This window comes from Natronococcus jeotgali DSM 18795 (assembly GCF_000337695.1).
GTDB lineage: Archaea > Halobacteriota > Halobacteria > Halobacteriales > Natrialbaceae > Natronococcus > Natronococcus jeotgali.
This window is the reverse complement of the sequence record NZ_AOIA01000129.1, coordinates 23,031-39,707: the sequence shown is the minus strand read 5'-3', so window position 1 is coordinate 39,707 and position 16,677 is coordinate 23,031. Positions and strand designations below refer to the sequence as shown.

Below are 16,677 nucleotides of genomic sequence, written 5' to 3'. Positions count from 1 at the left end.
CCCTCGCGCCATCAGAGATGTGTATAAGAGACAGGTGGGAGCTCGATCGCTACCTCGAGACGTTCTGAATCGGTCGCGAACCGCGGCGCTCGATCTGCCGATCTTTTTGTTTTCGCGGACGTAGCGTCGCGACGATGGCACCTGTCGATCGGCCGACCCCGCCCGACGATCTCGAGCCGGAGCTGCGCGCGGTGCTCGAGGCGCTGGCCGGCTGCGATCCCGAGACGATTCGTACGGTCGCCGACCACGTCGACGCGCTGGCGTCGTGGGCCGAAACGCGGTCGACCGACGACGGGGCGCCGGAGGGCGTCCCGGAGGACGCGACTGTCTCGACGCTCGAGGTCGACGGCGAGCGGTATCGCCACTACCAGTGGCGGGAGGGCGACGCGATCAGATCGAAAACCGAACGCGCGTGAACCGGCTTACTCCTCGTCGTCGACCCGGATCGTCGCGAGCGTCTCCCGATCGCCCAGCAGCTCGAAGGTGAACCCGCCCCCGTCGCGCTGGACCTGGACGTCGGTCTCGGTGACGTCGGCGGTTACCTCCTCGCTTTGCGAGATCCCCTCGTCGCGCCGTGGCGCCTCGACGTCGAAGTCCTCGTAGGCGACGTGGGTCGACTCCGCGATCATGTCCTCGCCGTCGTAGAGGTCGGCGTCGAGTCCGGCGTCCGATTCCCGCACCTCGAGTCGGTACGTTTCCAGCGACATACGCCGTTGTACCCGCGGGCGAGCCATCGGAATTCGGCTTCCATACGCCGGCCGCCCCGCGCTCACCCGGAGCGGCCGCGTCGCTCGCGATCCTCGGGATCGACGCCGGGCGCGAGCGCCGTCGTCTCGATCCGCGCGACGCCCTTGACCGTCCGAACCCCGTCGACGCCGGGCGCCACGAACCGCGTCGCGTACTCGCCGTCCTCGGCGAGCGGGCGTCCCCCCTTCGCGACCGCGAGCAGCCCCTCGAGGGCTGTCTCGACGGGAACGCAGGCCCGCAGCCCGTCCCGGGCATCGACGAGCAGGTGGGTCGTCTCCGGCGGCGCCTCGGCTACCTCGAGCAGCGACGGGATCGGGACGCCGCGCCAGCGCTCGACGAACCGATCGCCGGTCGCACAGACGATCTCGATCTCGCGGCTCGTTCGCTCGAGAGCGGCGAGATCGGCTCCCTCGAGGCGTCTCTGTCGGCTTCCGACGAGACGGATCGGTCGCTCGAGTGCGGGTTCGGGTGGAACGCTCATGGCCGTGGCTCGGATCGCCCCGCTACTACTCGTTCCGTTCGTTCCCGACGGTTGGGATCCCGCCGAAGCTACAGCTCTCGGTACGAGCCGAGCCGCGTCCCGTCGAGCAGGTACGCTTCGCCGGACGCCAGTCCCTCCGGCAGGAACGGCGAGAGAAACGACTGGCCTGGAACGTTGACCCAGGTCCCGCCGGCGAGGTCGTTGAACGCCGGCAGCACGATCAATCGAGGGGGATCGCCGCCCTCGAGCCAGGGGACGCCCGCGTACTCGGGGCGATCGCGAAAGGGCTCCGGATCGATCCGACCCCGGAGCCACGCCGGTTCGACCCGACTACCGCCGACCTCGTCCTCGAGGCGGACGCAGGGGTGTTCGTGGCCCAGACAGAGGACCTCGCAGTCGAGGGCGCCGGGCGCGGGCCAGGTGTGGCCGTGGCAAACGCCGATCGAGCCGATCGTCGTTCCGGCGCCCGAGACCACCGTCGCGTCCCCGAGCCAGTCGGCGATTCCGCCGTCGTGATTGCCCTTCACGACGGTCACCTCGAGGGTCGGTGGCAGGGACTCGAACAGCACCTCGAGCTCGCCGCGCTCGGCGCCGCCGGGGTCCCCGATCGAGTGCATTAGATCCCCGAGGACGACCAGTCGGTCGACCCCGGTCCGCTCGAGTATCCCGAGCAGTCGCTCGCGGCGCTCCGGGGCTCGACTGGGAACGTCGACGCCCCGCTCGCGTCGCAACCCCGCCTCGTAACCGGCGTGGTAGTCGGCGACCAACAGCGTGCGCTCGTCGCCGACGGTCGCGACGGCGGCCGGCTCGTCGGGGACGGGTTCGACGGCGGGCGTCGCCCGATTCGGGTCGGCACACATCGCCCGTTCAGATCGCCTTCAGCGTTCCGTCGGCGGGCTCGTAACACTGTCCGCCCATCAGCGCCTCCTCGATGGCGTCCTCGACGACGTCCTCGTCGACGCCGGTCTCGGCGGCGACCCGCTCGACGACCTCGGTTCGGTCGGCACCGTCGCCGTCGTCGAGTTCCGCCATCGTCTCGACGGCCACAGACTCGAGGTCGATCGACGCGGGTTCGGGTTCGCCGTCTCCGCCGTCCTCGGTTTCGGCGGTCGACTCGTCCTCGGGCGAGGTCCCGTCGGACTCGGACCCTGCCTCGAACTCGAGGTCCGAGTTCGGTGCCTCGGCGCCCTCCTCGTCCGGCCCGCGGCTGCGCTCGCTCTCGGGCTCGGGAACGTCGATGTCGTTCTCGCCGGGGTCGTCGACCTCGGTCCCGGTTGCGAACTCGGCGCCGAACTCCGCCTCGAGTTGCTCGCGTTCGTCGTCGTCCATCTCGTACATGCCGCCGCCGTCGAAGTCGCCGAGCTCCTCGTCGGCGTCGGCGGCATCGGTCGCCGCTTCGGTCGGCTCGTCGGTTTCGGCTTCCGCGGACGAGTCGTCGGCCTCGACGGCCGCTCCGGCGTCGGGCTCGTCGGCGTCGAACGCGGGATCCTCGCCGGCGGCGTCCGTCGGGATCTCCTCGCTCGCGGAGAACTCGTCGGCCGTGGCCGTCGTCACCGACTCCGGCTCGTCCTCGCCCGCGGTTACCTCGCCGGGATCGGGCGCGTCGGTCTCGGTGGACGGCTCGGCGCTGGAGTCGTCGGCCTCGAACGACGGGTCCTCGCCGGCGGCGTCGGTCGGAACGTCCTCGCTCGCGGAGAACTCGTCGGCCGTGGCCGTCGCCATCGGTTCCGGTTCGTCCTCGCCTGCGGTTACCGCCGCGGGATCGGGACCGTCGTCCTCGGACGGGGTCGCGACGTCGGATTCGTCGGGTGCGATCTCGCCGAGTTCGGCCAGCGAGTCGAACGTCGCCCCGCCCTCCGGGCTCGATCCGTCGGGCGCGAGCGCGAGCCCGCTCACCTGGTCGCGCTCGCCCGCGACGACCTTGCAGGCCTCGAGCGCGCAGTCCCGCAGGGCAGCGAGGTAGTCCGGCGTCGTCCCGTAGTGGTCTCTCGCGAGCGGGATGCCGTCCGCGAGGCCGGCGTCGACCCCCGCGTCGGTCAGCGCGGTCGCGAGGGCGTCGTCGTCCGTATCGAGACCCATCGCGGCCGCGTAGGTGCCGATCCGCTCGATCGTTTGCTCGGCGGCGCTGACGACCCAGCGGTCGCGCGTGTCGGCGTCGATCGTCGCGATCGACTCCGGTCGGATCGAGGTGTAGACCCGATCGGAGTCCTCGGGCTGGAAGGTGCGGGCCTTGCCCGTCACCGCGACGAACGCGGGCGGCTCGAGCGACTCGAGCGTCGCCAGCTCGTCGGGCTGGTACTGGCCGGCGTAGACGACGAACGCCCCCGTCGGGTCGACGACGCGGGCCCGCACCATCTCGTCGTTGACCGACGTGACCTCGGTGAGCGTGCCCGCGACGAAGACGCGGTTGAGCCGCGCGCCCGTCGGCGCGATCACGTAGTTGGGCGCGCGCTCCTCGTCGCTTTCCGCATACGAGAGCGAGGCGTCGTCGTACTCGGCGGCGAACAGGCGGTAGGCGATCTCCCGTCCGGGAATCTCCTCGCCGTTCTCCTCGTCGGTCGCGCTCATGCGTCCACCTCCTCGAGGAAGGCCGTCGCGCGCGCGGCCGGATCGTCGTCGCTCTCCTCGAAGGTCTCGGCGTCTACGTTGGCGCCGTACTCGTCGACCGAGAGGTGTCCCCGTACGCGGTACTCGCGGCCGACGACGTTCTCACGGATCGCGTCGGCGACGACCTCCTGGTCCATCGCCTCGCGGGCGGCCTCGAGGGCGTCCTCGAGGTCGCCGCCGTAGACGTCCTCGGTCAGGTCGTCGTCGAGGATCGCCGTGACGGTCCCGGTGCCGTCGTCGATGATCGCCTTCACCCGCAGGTCGTCGATCCCGTCGACGTCGCCGTGAGTCCGGCACTGTCCCTTCTGGATCACGCGGTAACACTCCGGGCAGCGCTGGATGAGCCCCGAGCCGTCCCGGACCGCGATGGCGTTGCCGACGAGTTCGACGTCGTAGATCCCGCCGGTGCGGACGGCCTCGCCGACGTCCATCGTCGTCGCGTCGCTGCCGACGTCGATCTCTCGGTCGAGCGCGGCGACCCGCGAGAACTCCGAGACGTTGACCTCCGGGACCCCGCGGAACTCCTGAACGTAGGCGTTCTCGATGCGGACGGAGGCGCCCGCCTCGATCTCCGGGACGGGATCCCAGTTCGTAAAGGGCAGCCGACCGCTCTCGTCGCCGAGGACGCCGCTCAGTATTTCGGTCTCGCCGTCGCGGCCGTCGATCGTCCGGCGCTCGCACTCGAGGACGCTCACCTCGATCGTGCGCGCGCGGTCGCCCGTCTCGAGGTCGGCGAGCTGGGCCTCGCCGCCGATCTCGTAGGGCACCTCGAGCGAATCGTTCTCGAAGGAGAGCGCGGTGCTCTCGCCGAGGTTCAGCTCGGGCTCGCCGTCCCACTCGCGGACGCCGGCGTTGCCCGCAGTGATCGTGTCGCCGGGCTCGAGGCCGAACTCCTCCCAGGCGGTGTAATCGATCCGCCCGGTCTCGTCGGCCAGCTGGCCCTCCACGATGACGTGGTCCGAGCCCTGATACCGGATCGAGCGCTTGCCCGCGGTGAGGACGGTCGCGGTGACCGTCACGTTGCCGTCCTCGGGCGCGACGTCGGCGACGTTCTTCGCCGAGGGCGTCGTGCCCCCGCTGCTCGAGCCATCGCCGTACTTCCGGCGCAAACTCCCCTTGGCCTCGTCGACCGGGACGCTGTACTCCACCAGGTTCTGCAGGTCGGATTTGACCTCCTCTTTGTCGACACCGAGGTCGGAGGCGAGCTCCTCGGCATGATCGTCGAGTTCCATCACCGGCATTTGGTCGGGAGGCCTGAAAAGCGTTCCCGGAACGCGGCGGAAGTAAAATCCGGACGGACGGGACCTCGAGACGGCGAGCAAGCGGTACGTTCATCCCGTCGCTTCGTGAACGTCGGGTATGGAACGGGCCACGGCTGCACTCGGCGGACTCGCGTTCGTCGCCCTGATCTTCGGGGGCCTCGTCGCCGTTCGGATCCTCACGCGGGCGCTGTACGCCGTCATCTGGTTCGCCGAGACCGTCGCGACGTTCGGGTTCGCGCTGCTCGTGGGGTACATCGTGTACCGAATCCTGCTCGGCTCGAGCGACGATCCGCGACGCGGCGCGTGACCCCGTCGAGCCCGTCGGTCCCGCATCCGACGGAAACAGCGCGGCGAGTCGGCGACGCGGACCGCCGTTCGCGCTTTAAGTCACTCTGGTCACAAGGAAAAGCTATGACGGGAGGTCGTCGCTTCTCGGGGTTCTCCGCTCGGTAGCTTCGGGTATCCGACTGAGGTCTCGAGAGCCGCGTCCTCGCACGACCCCGCCGCTACGAGGCAAGCGCGGGGTCGGGTGGCTCGGCGTCCTCGAGTCCGGCGGACCGAAACGTGTGCGGATCGATCAAACAGTTCCCGGCCCGAATATCACTCGTATCTGACATAGGTATTTACGTGCGATCGTGATACCTCCGGCTATGGAACCGACAGTCGCGAGACGGTGCCATGCGCTGTTTGGCGGTTCGTTGCTGCTGCTGACGATCGGGATCGGGTACTGCGTCGTCGTCGGGACGTGTCTGGCGGATTTCCTGGTGGTGATCGCGGGGCTCGTTCTCGGCTGGATCGCGCTGTTTTACTGCGTCGGGAGCGGCTCGTTCTGGGGGTGAGCGACTGGGCGCCGACTGAAGCGGGGCTCGCGGGTCGGCTCGGAGAGACGACGTTCGAACGTAGAACTCGAGCGCGGTTCATCGAAGGGGCCGACCACTCCACGGACTCAGTCGGCGAACGCGCCCGTAACGAACTCGGTAACGGAGCGTGCAGCGAACGCTGGAACGAACTCGTCGGCGATTAACTTCCGTACGTCCGTTGTCGAGTGATCCGGTTCGCCTTCGATGACCCTGTCCCGTTTTGCTATCGATTCGATCGCGTCCGAGAAATCGACGGTCGCGAGTTCCGGTCTCGTTTCTCCGGTTCGAACGTCTTTCGCCCAGAGAACCCATCGAAAGCTGTCCGTACCGATCGCCACGAGATAGCGTTTCTCCAGCGTCTCGAGGTACTTCGCGAACGTATCCGACTCGACGTACTCCTCGATGTCAGCAGTGGCACGTCGTTTGTCTCCCGTCGCCTGTTCCTCGTTCGCTGCCTTCGCCTCGAGGAAGCAAACGAGCCGCGGTGAGACGTTCTTGAGCAGGTAGTCGGGTCGCTTGATCTCGACGTGTCGATAGGTGCTCGGGCGGCGGACGAAGTGCGGGCCGGTTCCGGAGTAACGGTCCGAACTCGGATTCCAGTAGCCGAGCCCGTGTAGAACCGGTTCGATAAGATACTGCTCGGTGAAGTCTTCGGGCGCCTGGTTGACTTTCGGTCCGGACAGCGTCGTCGGCTCGCGACAGAGCTTCCGCAGTTCTCCGCCCTCGCCTAACTCCCGGAACTTCTCCGGGAAACCCTCGAGCTGTTGACGGACGCGCTCGGCCAGAAACTCGTTCCGGCGGAGCGTCCCGTTCGAGTTCTCGTCAGTCACCGCCGACCGTCTCCTCGACGATTGCAATCTCGCTCCCACCTTTTTACTTCGGGTCCTCCTTCGCTCGCGATGCTCGCTCAGTCGAACCGCTTGTAAAAATCTGGACCAAAAAGCCGCTCGCTCGTCGCGTTCGCTCCTCACTCGCGGTCCTACTCGCCGACCGTCTCCTCGACGATTGCAATTTCCTCGTCGGTCAGCCCGTACAGTTCGTACACGATCTCGTCGATCAACTCGTCGGTCTTCTCGATCTGTTCCTCGAGTTCCTCCGCCCGTTCCGTCGTATCGAGGGAGCTCTCGAAGCAATCCCTATTGAACCGATGTCCGAGTCACCTATTGTACCTGAGTTACCTGAGACAACCAAGGTAGTTGGCTTAGGCACCTATTGTACCTGTCGGCTATCGCTACTGTCCCGCTTCGACGAACCCACACGAACACCCCTATCCACGCCTTCTTTAGGACCCGCCCCCCAGCAGGGGGTATGCACGTCGTCGTCAACGCCGCCACGAGCGCGGACGGGAAGCTCTCCTCGAGACGCCGCGAACAGATCCCGATCAGCGGCGACGCCGATTTCACGCGGGTCGACCGTCTGCGTGCCGACAGCGACGCCGTCGTCGTCGGCGTCGGCACCGTCCTCGCGGACGACCCCCACCTCACCGTCAAAGAGGAGGCGCTGATCGACGAGCGCCGCGACCGCGGCGAGCCCGCACACCCGGCCCGCGTTGTCGTCGACTCGAGGGCGCGCACGCCGACCGACGCGGCCGTCCTCGACGACGCCGCGACGACCTACGTCTGTACGAGCGAGCGGGCGACGATCGACGACCGAATGGATCTGGCCGACCGCGCGGAGCTGGTCACGGCCGGCGACGACCGCGTCGACCTGCTGCGGGCGTTCGCGACGCTGCAGGCCCAGGGCCTCGAGCGGATCATGGTCGAGGGCGGGGGCGAACTCATCTTCTCGCTGTTCGAGGACGGGCTCGTCGACGAGCTGCGGGTGTTCGTCGGCCCGACGGTCATCGGCGGACGGGACGCCCCGACGCTTGCCGACGGCGAGGGCTTCGTCGCCGACTTCCCGACCCTCGAGCTCGAGAGCCTCGAGCGGGTCGGCGAGGGGGCGTTGCTGACCTGGCGGACGGCTAACGGCTGAAGCCGTCGGAGCCGCGGTCCGGCTATCCGTACCGCGAGCGCGCCGTCCCGGCCAGCCGGGCGCCGACAGTGAACCCGCCGAGCATGAACGCGCCGAGGAGGACGTGGACCGGGCTGTCGAACGGACCGGCGGTCACCTCGAGATAGAGCCACCAGACGGCGTAGACGACGGCGCCGCCGACGAGGAGCCGGCGGAACCGAATCCCGGTCAGCGCCCCGAAGCCCGCACCGCAGGCGATACAGACGCCGATCAACACGAGGAGGAATCCGAACTCGCCGACGCGGTCGATGGTCGGGCCCCACAGCCGGCGACCGGGAACGACGAGCAGGTAGCTGGCGACGAGGACGAACAGGCCGCCGAGCGCCGTCTCCCGAAAGCCGTCCCCCACGACCGTACGTTCACCCGGCGTCACATATTCGTGGCGGCCGAACCGGCGAGGCGAGCGGCGGGGTCGTCCCGTCAGGTCTTTGCGCGCTCGTTCCCTACGGCCGACCATGGAACGAGCGACCTTCGGCGGCGGCTGTTTCTGGTGCGTCGAGGCGGCCTTCGAACAGCTCGAGGGCGTCGAATCGGTGACCTCGGGCTATGCGGGCGGTCACGCCGAGGACCCGACCTACGAGGCGGTCTGCTCGGGCTCGACGGGCCACGCGGAGGTCGTCCAGCTCGAGTACGACCCCGAGACGGTCGCCTACGAGGACCTGCTCGAGGTCTTCTTTACGATCCACGACCCGACCACGAAGGACCGCGAGGGCCCCGACGTCGGCAGCCAGTACCGCTCGGCGATCTACGCCCACGACGACGAGCAACTCGAGACCGCCGAGGCCTTCGCCGCGGAACTCGAGAAAGAGGGGCTCTACGAGGGGATCGTCACGGAGATCGAACCGCTCGAAACCTTCTACGAGGCTGAACAGTACCACCAGAACTACTTCGAGAAGAATCCCAACGACGCCTACTGCTCGATGCACGCGGCGCCGAAAGTCGAGAAGGTCCGCGAGAAGTTCGCCGCGAAGGCGCCCGTCGACGACTGACGCAGGCTCCCGCGGTCGCGACGGCGAAAGGACTATTCGCCCGCTCCGAGATCGGGGACGCGTGACGGACGATCGATCCCCCTCGGCGCGGCGCGGTCGCGCCCCCGCCGGACTGACGACGGCGTTACTGCTTGCAGGACTGCTGTCGACCGTCGTCTGGCTAGCCCTCCGGTGGCGGGAGGACGAACCGACGGTGGAGCCGCCGTTCTGAGAGGGACTGCTCCGGCGCCGGCGAGTCGACCCGCGAGCCGCGGGTTCGTCGGTCGGAACGAGGGCGTCGAGGGGAAATTAAAACCGGTCGCTCTCAACCCGTGCCTTTTCCCGTGGTGAACCGGGAGTCGTGGCTAATGGAGAACCGGTGCGATTCGACCGACGAGGAGTTCGCGATCCGCGTGGCCGCGGGTTCGCGACGCAGCCGCCGAAAACAGCGCGTCCTCGACGAGATTCGCTCGGCAGTCGACGACGCGGCCGTCCTCGAGACGGGACCGACGGGGATCCGTGCGTTCGAGCCCCTGGTGTCGGTCACGCGGGACGACCGGACGGCGCTGTATCCGTCGCCGGCCGCCGAGCGGCTCGAGTCGCTGGTCGAGACCCTCGAGCGGGGGCGGCTCCCGACCGAGGACGCGGCGGCAGTCGTCGACCACGATCCCGCGCCGGCGTCGCTCCCGACGCCCGAGTCCGGGCCGCTCTCGGTCGGTCGACGCCGCGTCCTCGGCCGCTGTGGCTGGATCGAGCCCGCGACGGTACCCGACGAGCGGGCGGCCGAACTGGCGCTCGAGGAGCCGGAGGAAGCGTGGGCTCGCGTTCGCGAGCCCGGACTGCTCGGTCGCGGCCGCGGGGACTGGTGTGCCGACGAGCCGCTCGTCGACGAGTGGGACCGCGCCGTCGACGCGGCCAGCGACGACCGCGACCCGGTGGTCGTCGTCAACGCGAACGACAGCGACGCCCGCAACGAGACCGACCGAACGCTGCTCGAGGGCGCGCCGGGCGAGGTGCTCGACGGCGCCCTGGCGGTCGCCGAGCTCGTTGGCGCCGAGGACGTCGTCGTCTACTGTAACGAGGCCGACGACGGGGCCCGCGAACGCGTTCGCGAGGCCGCCCGGGCGGCCGAAGAACGGCTCGAGGAGCTCGGACGGGAGAGCGCTCCGGAAGTCGTCGTCGGGCCGAACCGCTACATCGCCGGCGAGCCGACGATGGCGCTGGAGGCGATGGAGGGAACCGACCGCCTCGAGGCCCGGCTCCGGCCGCCCTCGCCCGCCGAGCACGGCCTGTACGGGCGACCGACGATCGTCCACACGCCCCGGACGGTGGCGCAGCTCCGCCGCGCGATGCTCCGCCCCGACGAGTTCGACGACGACGACGCCGACCCCGGCACCCGACTGCTTACGGCGACGGGCGACGTCGACGCGGCGGCGACCGTCGAACTGCCGACCGGGGGGAGCCTCGAGGACGTCCGCGAGGCGGTCGACGTCGAGGGACGGTTCAAGATGGCCTGCGTCGGCGGCCAGTTCGGCGGCTTCACCCGATCGCTCGCGCACTCGCCGTCGGCGCCCGCCCTCGAGGGCGCCGGGCTCGGCACGGAGGGCGCGGTCGAGCTGCTGAACGACGACCGCTGCGTCCTCGCGACGGCGGGCCGACGGGCGAACTTCGCGATGGAGGAGAACTGCGGTCGCTGCGTCACCTGCCGCGAGGGCTCCAAACAACTCACGAACATGCTACGAGACATCTACGGCGGCGAGTATCAGGACGCGACGATCCGCGAACTGACCCGCGTGATGGGCGAGACGAGCATCTGTCGGTTCGGCCGGTCGGCGGTTCGGCCGGCCGTCACGGGGATGAGTGAGTTCGAGCGGGAGGTAGCCGCCCACGCCGAGGGCCGCTGTCCCAGCGGCGAGTGCGAGATCGCCGACGGAGGCGCGCGATGAGCAGCGAGCGCGGCGACGAACTGGCGAGTCACGTCGACGACGCGGAGACCGATCGGCGGCCGACCCCGGTCGCGCGGCTCCCGTCGGTGCCGAACGTGACCGATCCCCGACCCGAGACGCCGCTGACCGAGCAGTTCGAGACCGGGACCGCCAACGATCCGGACGTGCGCTCCGGAGACGCCGAGGACGGACGGACCCGCCTCACGGTCGACGGCACGTCGGTCGCGGTGCCGTCGGACGCGACGATCATCGACGCCGTCGAGGCGGTCGAGTCGGCCGACGAGCTCGCGGCGCTGTGTTACTACGACCGGGACACCGAACAGGCCGATCGGATCGGTCCCCGCGGGGAGTGTCGGACCTGTACCGTCCACGCGGAGGAACACGGGCTCGTGACGGCCTGCTCGCACCCCGTCGAGGAGGGGATGACGATCAGGACCGACGAGGACGCCGCGGCCGAGGCCCGCGAGGTCAACCTCGACCTCCAGCTGTCGGATCACAACCTCCGGTGTACCACCTGCGGACAGAACGGCCGCTGCGAACTGCAGGACACCTCGATCGAGCAGGACGTCGAGGAGCCCCGGTGGGGGGTCTTCGAGGACCGCGACCAGTACGAACCGCTCGACGACACCTCCTCGGCCATCCAGATCGACCGCAACAAGTGCATCCTCTGTAACCGCTGCGTCGACGCCTGTAACGACGTGCAGGTCGAGGGCGTGCTCCGCATGGAAGGCAACGGTCAGGACACCCGAATCGCCTTCCAGAACGACGCGGACACGTTCGACGACTCGACCTGCGTCTCCTGTGGCCACTGCGCGAGCGTCTGTCCGACCGGCGCCCTCGTCGAACAGGGGCTGACCGACGCCGCGACGATGCCCCTGCCCGGCTTCACCCAGGAGAACTCCATCGGCACGGTCCTCGGGAGCCCGAAGGCCGAGACGGCCGACGAGACCGAGGCGCCGAACCGCGACCTGCCGTACGACGTCGAGGATCGCGAGCCCGAACCGCCCGAGAAGAAGTCCGGCGTCGCCCGGTTCATGTCGATCGCGAAGGCCCGCGCCGGGAGCGCGAGGCGCCACGCGAGCGACGCCGCGAGGGGCGTCGGCGACCGCGCGCTCGAGGAGTTCGAGCACGTCGCGGAGGGGATCGCCAGCGAGGCGATGCCGGCCGGCCGACTGTTCGACGTCGCGACGACGGTCGGCGACGCCCGCCTCTCGCGGGTCGAGAAGGCCGAGACGACCTGTAGCTACTGCGCCGTGGGCTGTCGATTCGAGCTCTACGGCAAGGACGGCGAGGTGATCGGCGTCCGACCCGCCGACCCCGACTCGACGCCGGCCAACGACTTCTCGACGTGCGTGAAAGGGAAGTTCGGCTACGACTTCGTCGACGCCGACGACCGCCTCGAGAGTCCCCTCGTGCGGCGGGAAGACGCCCCCGACGGCGCCGTCGGCCGCGAGGCCTTCCGCGAGGCGACCTGGGAGGAGGCGATCGAACGCGTCTACGAGGGGCTCTCGGAGATCCGCGAGGAACACGGTCCCGAGGCGCTGTCGGTCGTTTCCTCCTCGAAGACGACGAACGAGGAGAACTTCCTCAACCAGAAGTTCGCCCGGCAGGTGCTCGGAACGCCCCACGTCGACAACTGCGCGCGGCTCTGTCACTCCTCGACGGTGGCCGGGCTGAAACAGACGGTCGGCTACGGCGCGATGACCAACCGGATCAACGAGGACGTCGGCGAGACCGACTGCTACCTGATCACGGGGTCGAACACGACCGAGTCCCACCCCGTCCTCGCGACCCGCATCAAACAGAACGTTCGCGAGGGCGCCGAGCTGATCGTCTTCGATCCCCGCGAGGTCGGCGTGGCCGAACACGCCGACCAGTACGTCCGGACGACGCCCGGCGAGGACGTCGCCTGGATCAACGGGATGATCCGGTACATCGTCGAGAACGACCTCCACGACGAGGAGTTCGTCGAGGAGCGCACCAAACACTTCGACGAGCTCGTCGAGAAGGTCGAGCCGTTCACGCCCGAGAAGGTCGAAGAGCTGACGGCGGTGCCCGCCGAGGAGTTAAAGAGAGCCGCCGAGACGATCGCCACCGCCGACACCTGCATCTTCGGGTGGGCGATGGGACTGACCCAACACACCACCGGAACGCGGAACGTGCTGGCCATCGCGAACCTCGCGCTGGTGACGGGCAACCTCGGCAAGCCCCGCGCCGGCCTCTCGCCGTTCCGCGGCCAGAACAACGTTCAGGGCGGCGGCGGCGACATGGGGCCGGCCCCGCACAACCTCCCCGGCTACCAGAACCTCGGCGACGAGGACGTCCTCGAGAAGTTCGAGGACGAGTGGGGCGTCCGCCCGCCGGGCGACGTCGGCCTGCGCCTCCCCGAGCAGTTCCACGCCATCGACGACGGCGAGCTGTGCGGGATGTTCATCATGGGCGAGAACCCCGTCCTCTCGGAGCCCGACATCGACAACGTCGAGAAGGCGATGCGGAAGATCGACTTCCTGGCCGTCCAGGACATCTTCCTGACCGAGACGGCCGAGTACGCCGACGTGATCCTCCCCGCGGCGTCCGCCGCCGAGAAGTCGGGGACGTTCACGAACACCGAGCGGCGCATCCAGCGGGTCCGTCCCGCGGTCGATCCGCCGGGCGAGGCCAAGGCCGACCGCAAGATCCTCGAGCAACTCGCCAGGCGCTTCGGCTACGACTGGGACTACGACGGGCCGGCCGAGGTGATGGAGGAGATCAACTCCCTCGTGCCGATCTACGGCGGCGTCACCTACGAGCGCCTCGAGGCGAACACGAAGGGGATCCAGTGGCCCTGCTTCGACGAGGACGACCCGGGAACGCCGTATCTCTACGAGGACGAGTTCAACTTCGACGACGGGAAGGCCCGCTTCGTTCCCGCCGACTACGCGAAGCCGCCGGACATGCCCGACGAGGAATACCCGCTCACGCTCTCCTCGGGTCGGGTGCTCTACCACTGGCACACGGGCACGATGACCCGTCGGGTGGAGACGCTGATGAACCACGTCCCCGAGAGCTTCGTCACCGTCCACCCCGAGATGGCCGACCAGCTCGGGATCGAGAACGAGGAGTACGTCCGGGTCCAGTCCCGGCAGGGCGAGATCGTGGTGCGGGCGAACGTCGAGGACACTTCCGACCCCGGCCTCGTCTACATCCCGATGCACTTCCCGCAGGGGGCGATCAACGAGCTCACCCAACACGAGCTCGACCCGACGTCGTACATCCCGCAGTACAAGGTCACGAGCGTCCGCATCACGCCGCTGGAGGTGCCTCCCGAGGAGGCGGCGAACGTCGTCTCGCCGACGGCGGGGCAACTCGAGGGTCAGGAGGGCGATCCCGAGGAAGTCGACGGCCGCAACGCCGACTGAGCGCGGCGAATTCGCTCGCTCGAGTCGGCTCAACTGCGGAAACACGCGTCGTCGCGCCCCCTCGAAGGCGGGACGGAGACGAGAACTGAACCCGCACCGATCAGTGCGACGGCCCGACGTCGACGCTACGGACGGGCTTGACGCCGGTCGCTCGAGAACCGCACTGGTGCGGAAAGTGTGGGGACGGTCCCGGTGAGCCGACTCCGGGACGGTTCGCTACTCGGAGATCGTCAGGATTCCGTTGTTGGCCGTAACCTCGCTGGCGCCCGCGGGCAGTTCGAACTCGAACTGCCGGTCGTCCATGACGACCAGCACCCGATCGTCGACGACGTCGACGGCCATGTCGGCGGCGTCGGAGCCGAAGTCGACGGTGATCACGCTCCCGTCCTCGGCCTCGGTCTGGCGGACGACCGCGTCGTCGGTGTGACCGTCTCGGAGCTGCTTTGGGACTCGCATGGTTCGACTAGGCGCCCGCCCACCGTAAGCGCTCCCCCCGCAGCCTCCGGCCCGCGGTCCGCAAAACCGTCCCGCAGCCGGCGTACCCGCAGGTGGGCGTCGTCTGCGCTCACTCGAAGGCCGTACCGTCACAAGGGTGCGCGGCGTCGACCGACCCGTATGCCAGTCGGCGAACTCGGTCCGGAAGACGTCGTAACGGTACAGCCAGACGACGACCTCGAGACGGTCGCCGAGCGGTTCGCCGAGGAGAACGTCGGCGCCGTCGTCGTCACCGAGGGCGAGGAACCGGTCGGAATCGTCACCGACCGCGACGTCGCCCTCGCGATCCCCAACAACGACGACGTGGGTTCGGTCTCGGTCGAGGACGCGATGACCGCCGATCCCGCGACGCTACGGGAGGACGACGCGGCGATCGAAGTCTCGCGAGCGATCGAAGTCTCGCGAGCGATCGAAGAGTACAACGCCCGCCGGTTCCCGGTCGTCGACGACGACGGGACGCTGACGGGGATCGTCACGCTCGACGACCTCGTGGCGACGATCGGCGAACAGCTCGACAACGTCTCGGAGACGATCGAAGTGCAGTCGCCGGACTACAGCCCGTAGCGTCGTCCGCGGTCTCCGGCGAGCCGTCGCAGTTCGACCGATCGTAGGCTCTCCCTTCGGCGCCGACTCGGTCGGGTCGCGGAGACGCCGCGTGGCTGCTTCGCGGTAAACCCGCTCCTACGATGCGAAACGGGTCCGAAACAATGAGCACCGGCGCCGTCGCTCGTCGTAGATCCACGTGACGACACGCAACCGCGCGGTTCGGACGGCGGCGACTCGGCCGGGCGAGCGCGGATCGACCCCGGTTCGACTCTCGAGCGTGACCCACCGGTACGGCACCGACGGCGGGCTCCGCTCGCGGTCGGAGCGGGCGGTGACGGCCCTCGAGGAGGTCTCGCTCGCGATCGGGGCCGGCGAGATCGTCGGCCTCGAGGGACCGAGCGGGAGCGGGAAGTCGACGATCCTCCACGCCGTCGCCGGACTACTGGTGCCGACGGCGGGGACGGTGACGGTCGAGGGCGCCGACCTGACCGCGCTGTCGGACCGCGAGCGAACCCGCCTGCGCCGCGAGCGGATCGGGATCGTCTTCCAGCGGTTCCACCTCCTCCCCTCGCTGTCCGCGCGGGCGAACGTCGCGCTCCCGCTGGTTCAGGCCGGAGTACCGAAGAAGCGGCGCCGAGAGCGGGCGACGACGCTGCTCGAGCGCGTCGGGCTGGACGATCGGATCGGCCACCTGCCGGGGGAGTTAAGCGGGGGCGAGCGACAGCGCGTCGCGATCGCCCGCGCGCTGGCGACCGACCCCGACGTGATCGTCGCCGACGAGCCGACCGGCGAACTCGATACGGCGACCGGTCGGCGGGTCCTCGAGTTGCTGACCGAGATCGGTCGGAAACGGGCGATGCTGGTCGCCTCTCACGACGCCGAAACCCTGGCGGTGACCGACCGCGCGGTCGAACTCCGGGACGGTCGCGTCGTCTCCGACGGTCGCTGAGCGCCGCGAGAACGGAGAGACCGTCAGGAGTCCTGCGTCCAGAGGCCGACCAGCGGATCGCTCGAGCCGTCGACGTCGACCCGGATCGATCGGTCGTCGTCGAGGGCGATCGCGACCCGCTCGAAGTCGGCGACGTAGCGGGATTTCTCGCGTCGACACCGGCCGACGCTGGCCGTCTCCCTGACCAGTCCGGCCTCGGTCAGTCGGTCGAGTTTCCGGTAGGTCGTCGAGAGCGGGCGCTCGGTCACCTCGGCCGTCTCCTCGACGGTCAGGGGTTCCTCGAGCGCCGCGATGATCTCCCGACACGCCTCGTCGGTCAACGCACCGAAGACGTGCTCGCGGGCGGGGGCGTCGTCCGACGAGGAGAACTCGAGTGGCATACGAGTACACGCGGGTTGGGAACGG

Annotated in this window: 19 protein-coding genes and 1 pseudogene; 10 read left to right on the top strand and 10 right to left on the bottom strand. The window is 69.1% G+C overall.

The annotated features are described in order from the left end of the window. The first annotated feature begins 134 nt into the window (after positions 1-134). Entirely contained in the window at positions 135-416 is a 282-nt protein-coding gene (locus tag C492_RS15405; RefSeq protein WP_008425247.1) for a hypothetical protein, read from the top strand. 6 nt (positions 417-422) lie between these two features. On the opposite strand, the gene C492_RS15400 is transcribed toward C492_RS15405, so the two are convergent. The 5 genes from C492_RS15400 to C492_RS15380 form a co-directional block, all read right to left on the bottom strand. Continuing rightward, the gene (locus C492_RS15400) at positions 423-707 is read right to left on the bottom strand and encodes a hypothetical protein (RefSeq protein WP_008425246.1); all 285 of its coding nucleotides are present in this window, start codon (positions 705-707) and stop codon (positions 423-425) included. A gap of 62 nt (positions 708-769) precedes the next feature. Then, entirely contained in the window at positions 770-1,228 is a 459-nt protein-coding gene (locus tag C492_RS15395) for a molybdopterin-dependent oxidoreductase (protein ID WP_008425244.1), read from the bottom strand. A gap of 68 nt (positions 1,229-1,296) precedes the next feature. Then, complete coding sequence (locus C492_RS15390; protein WP_008425241.1) at positions 1,297-2,088, bottom strand: metallophosphoesterase; 792 nt, start codon at positions 2,086-2,088, stop codon at positions 1,297-1,299. A 7-nt stretch (positions 2,089-2,095) separates the two neighbouring features. Next, positions 2,096-3,796 carry a hypothetical protein gene (locus C492_RS15385; RefSeq protein WP_008425239.1) on the bottom strand — a complete coding sequence of 567 codons (1,701 nt, stop codon included), beginning with the start codon at positions 3,794-3,796 and terminating at the stop codon, positions 2,096-2,098. Then, the gene (locus tag C492_RS15380; RefSeq protein WP_008425237.1) at positions 3,793-5,067 is read right to left on the bottom strand and encodes a Single-stranded DNA binding protein; all 1,275 of its coding nucleotides are present in this window, start codon (positions 5,065-5,067) and stop codon (positions 3,793-3,795) included. The genes C492_RS15385 and C492_RS15380 overlap by 4 nt, the downstream gene beginning before the upstream one ends. 127 nt (positions 5,068-5,194) lie before the next feature. Between C492_RS15380 and C492_RS15375 the strand changes: the two genes are divergently transcribed. Together C492_RS15375 and C492_RS15370 are read left to right on the top strand one after the other, a co-directional pair. Beyond that, positions 5,195-5,404: a hypothetical protein gene (locus C492_RS15375; RefSeq protein ID WP_008425236.1), complete on the top strand. Its 210-nt coding sequence runs from the start codon at positions 5,195-5,197 to the stop codon at positions 5,402-5,404. 343 nt (positions 5,405-5,747) lie between these two features. Next, positions 5,748-5,936: a hypothetical protein gene (locus C492_RS15370; protein WP_008425234.1), complete on the top strand. Its 189-nt coding sequence runs from the start codon at positions 5,748-5,750 to the stop codon at positions 5,934-5,936. Between the two features lie 107 nt (positions 5,937-6,043). Here C492_RS15370 and C492_RS15365 read toward each other — a convergent pair whose 3' ends face one another. Together C492_RS15365 and C492_RS25960 are read right to left on the bottom strand one after the other, a co-directional pair. After that, positions 6,044-6,787: a hypothetical protein gene (locus C492_RS15365; RefSeq protein ID WP_008425233.1), complete on the bottom strand. Its 744-nt coding sequence runs from the start codon at positions 6,785-6,787 to the stop codon at positions 6,044-6,046. A gap of 149 nt (positions 6,788-6,936) precedes the next feature. Beyond that, a pseudogene (locus C492_RS25960) lies at positions 6,937-7,095 on the bottom strand (restriction endonuclease); the annotation flags it as partial. 170 nt (positions 7,096-7,265) lie between these two features. Between C492_RS25960 and C492_RS15355 the strand changes: the two are divergent. Beyond that, a complete protein-coding gene (locus tag C492_RS15355) occupies positions 7,266-7,931 on the top strand; it encodes a 2,5-diamino-6-(ribosylamino)-4(3H)-pyrimidinone 5'-phosphate reductase (protein WP_008425231.1) in 666 nt (221 codons plus the stop codon). A 22-nt stretch (positions 7,932-7,953) separates the two neighbouring features. Here C492_RS15355 and C492_RS15350 read toward each other — a convergent pair whose 3' ends face one another. Then, complete coding sequence (locus C492_RS15350) at positions 7,954-8,319, bottom strand: hypothetical protein (RefSeq protein WP_008425229.1); 366 nt, start codon at positions 8,317-8,319, stop codon at positions 7,954-7,956. 106 nt (positions 8,320-8,425) lie between these two features. Here C492_RS15350 and msrA point away from each other — a divergent pair, with 106 nt between their 5' ends. The 4 genes from msrA to fdhF all read left to right on the top strand — a co-directional run bounded on the left by msrA (position 8,426) and on the right by fdhF (position 14,282). Further along, the gene (gene msrA / locus C492_RS15345; protein WP_008425227.1) at positions 8,426-8,959 is read left to right on the top strand and encodes a peptide-methionine (S)-S-oxide reductase MsrA; all 534 of its coding nucleotides are present in this window, start codon (positions 8,426-8,428) and stop codon (positions 8,957-8,959) included. A gap of 61 nt (positions 8,960-9,020) precedes the next feature. Continuing rightward, the gene (locus C492_RS24265) at positions 9,021-9,170 is read left to right on the top strand and encodes a hypothetical protein (protein WP_160167000.1); all 150 of its coding nucleotides are present in this window, start codon (positions 9,021-9,023) and stop codon (positions 9,168-9,170) included. A gap of 136 nt (positions 9,171-9,306) precedes the next feature. After that, the gene (locus C492_RS15340; RefSeq protein ID WP_008425225.1) at positions 9,307-10,884 is read left to right on the top strand and encodes an NADH-ubiquinone oxidoreductase-F iron-sulfur binding region domain-containing protein; all 1,578 of its coding nucleotides are present in this window, start codon (positions 9,307-9,309) and stop codon (positions 10,882-10,884) included. Beyond that, positions 10,881-14,282, top strand: coding sequence for a formate dehydrogenase subunit alpha (gene fdhF, locus C492_RS15335; protein ID WP_008425222.1), 3,402 nt, complete (start codon positions 10,881-10,883; stop codon positions 14,280-14,282). The genes C492_RS15340 and fdhF overlap by 4 nt, the downstream gene beginning before the upstream one ends. 216 nt (positions 14,283-14,498) lie before the next feature. Here the strand turns inward: fdhF and C492_RS15330 are convergent, their stop codons facing one another. After that, positions 14,499-14,738, bottom strand: a complete 240-nt coding sequence (locus C492_RS15330; RefSeq protein ID WP_008425220.1) for a DUF7127 family protein — start codon at positions 14,736-14,738, stop codon at positions 14,499-14,501. Positions 14,739-14,897: 159 nt separating this feature from the next. Between C492_RS15330 and C492_RS15325 the strand changes: the two genes are divergently transcribed. Together C492_RS15325 and C492_RS15320 are read left to right on the top strand one after the other, a co-directional pair. Continuing rightward, on the top strand, positions 14,898-15,341 hold the full coding sequence (locus C492_RS15325; RefSeq protein WP_008425218.1) for a CBS domain-containing protein: 444 nt from the start codon (positions 14,898-14,900) through the stop codon (positions 15,339-15,341). Positions 15,342-15,519: 178 nt separating this feature from the next. Beyond that, positions 15,520-16,272, top strand: coding sequence for an ABC transporter ATP-binding protein (locus C492_RS15320; RefSeq protein WP_008425216.1), 753 nt, complete (start codon positions 15,520-15,522; stop codon positions 16,270-16,272). 23 nt (positions 16,273-16,295) lie between these two features. On the opposite strand, the gene C492_RS15315 is transcribed toward C492_RS15320, so the two are convergent. Further along, positions 16,296-16,652, bottom strand: a complete 357-nt coding sequence (locus C492_RS15315) for a transcriptional regulator (RefSeq protein ID WP_008425214.1) — start codon at positions 16,650-16,652, stop codon at positions 16,296-16,298. Positions 16,653-16,677: the final 25 nt, after the last annotated feature.

Excerpts from the sequence above, each read along its gene's own strand:
- C492_RS15405 (WP_008425247.1), top strand. The coding sequence starts at position 135 with ATGGCACCTGTCGATCGGCCGACCCCGCCCGACGATCTCGAGCCGGAG.
- C492_RS15400 (WP_008425246.1), bottom strand. The coding sequence starts at position 707 with ATGTCGCTGGAAACGTACCGACTCGAGGTGCGGGAATCGGACGCCGGA.
- C492_RS15395 (WP_008425244.1), bottom strand. The coding sequence starts at position 1,228 with ATGAGCGTTCCACCCGAACCCGCACTCGAGCGACCGATCCGTCTCGTC.
- C492_RS15390 (WP_008425241.1), bottom strand. The coding sequence starts at position 2,088 with ATGTGTGCCGACCCGAATCGGGCGACGCCCGCCGTCGAACCCGTCCCC.
- C492_RS15385 (WP_008425239.1), bottom strand. The coding sequence starts at position 3,796 with ATGAGCGCGACCGACGAGGAGAACGGCGAGGAGATTCCCGGACGGGAG.
- C492_RS15380 (WP_008425237.1), bottom strand. The coding sequence starts at position 5,067 with ATGGAACTCGACGATCATGCCGAGGAGCTCGCCTCCGACCTCGGTGTC.
- C492_RS15375 (WP_008425236.1), top strand. The coding sequence starts at position 5,195 with ATGGAACGGGCCACGGCTGCACTCGGCGGACTCGCGTTCGTCGCCCTG.
- C492_RS15370 (WP_008425234.1), top strand. The coding sequence starts at position 5,748 with ATGGAACCGACAGTCGCGAGACGGTGCCATGCGCTGTTTGGCGGTTCG.
- C492_RS15355 (WP_008425231.1), top strand. The coding sequence starts at position 7,266 with ATGCACGTCGTCGTCAACGCCGCCACGAGCGCGGACGGGAAGCTCTCC.
- msrA (WP_008425227.1), top strand. The coding sequence starts at position 8,426 with ATGGAACGAGCGACCTTCGGCGGCGGCTGTTTCTGGTGCGTCGAGGCG.
- C492_RS15340 (WP_008425225.1), top strand. The coding sequence starts at position 9,307 with ATGGAGAACCGGTGCGATTCGACCGACGAGGAGTTCGCGATCCGCGTG.
- fdhF (WP_008425222.1), top strand. The coding sequence starts at position 10,881 with ATGAGCAGCGAGCGCGGCGACGAACTGGCGAGTCACGTCGACGACGCG.
- C492_RS15330 (WP_008425220.1), bottom strand. The coding sequence starts at position 14,738 with ATGCGAGTCCCAAAGCAGCTCCGAGACGGTCACACCGACGACGCGGTC.
- C492_RS15325 (WP_008425218.1), top strand. The coding sequence starts at position 14,898 with ATGCCAGTCGGCGAACTCGGTCCGGAAGACGTCGTAACGGTACAGCCA.
- C492_RS15315 (WP_008425214.1), bottom strand. The coding sequence starts at position 16,652 with ATGCCACTCGAGTTCTCCTCGTCGGACGACGCCCCCGCCCGCGAGCAC.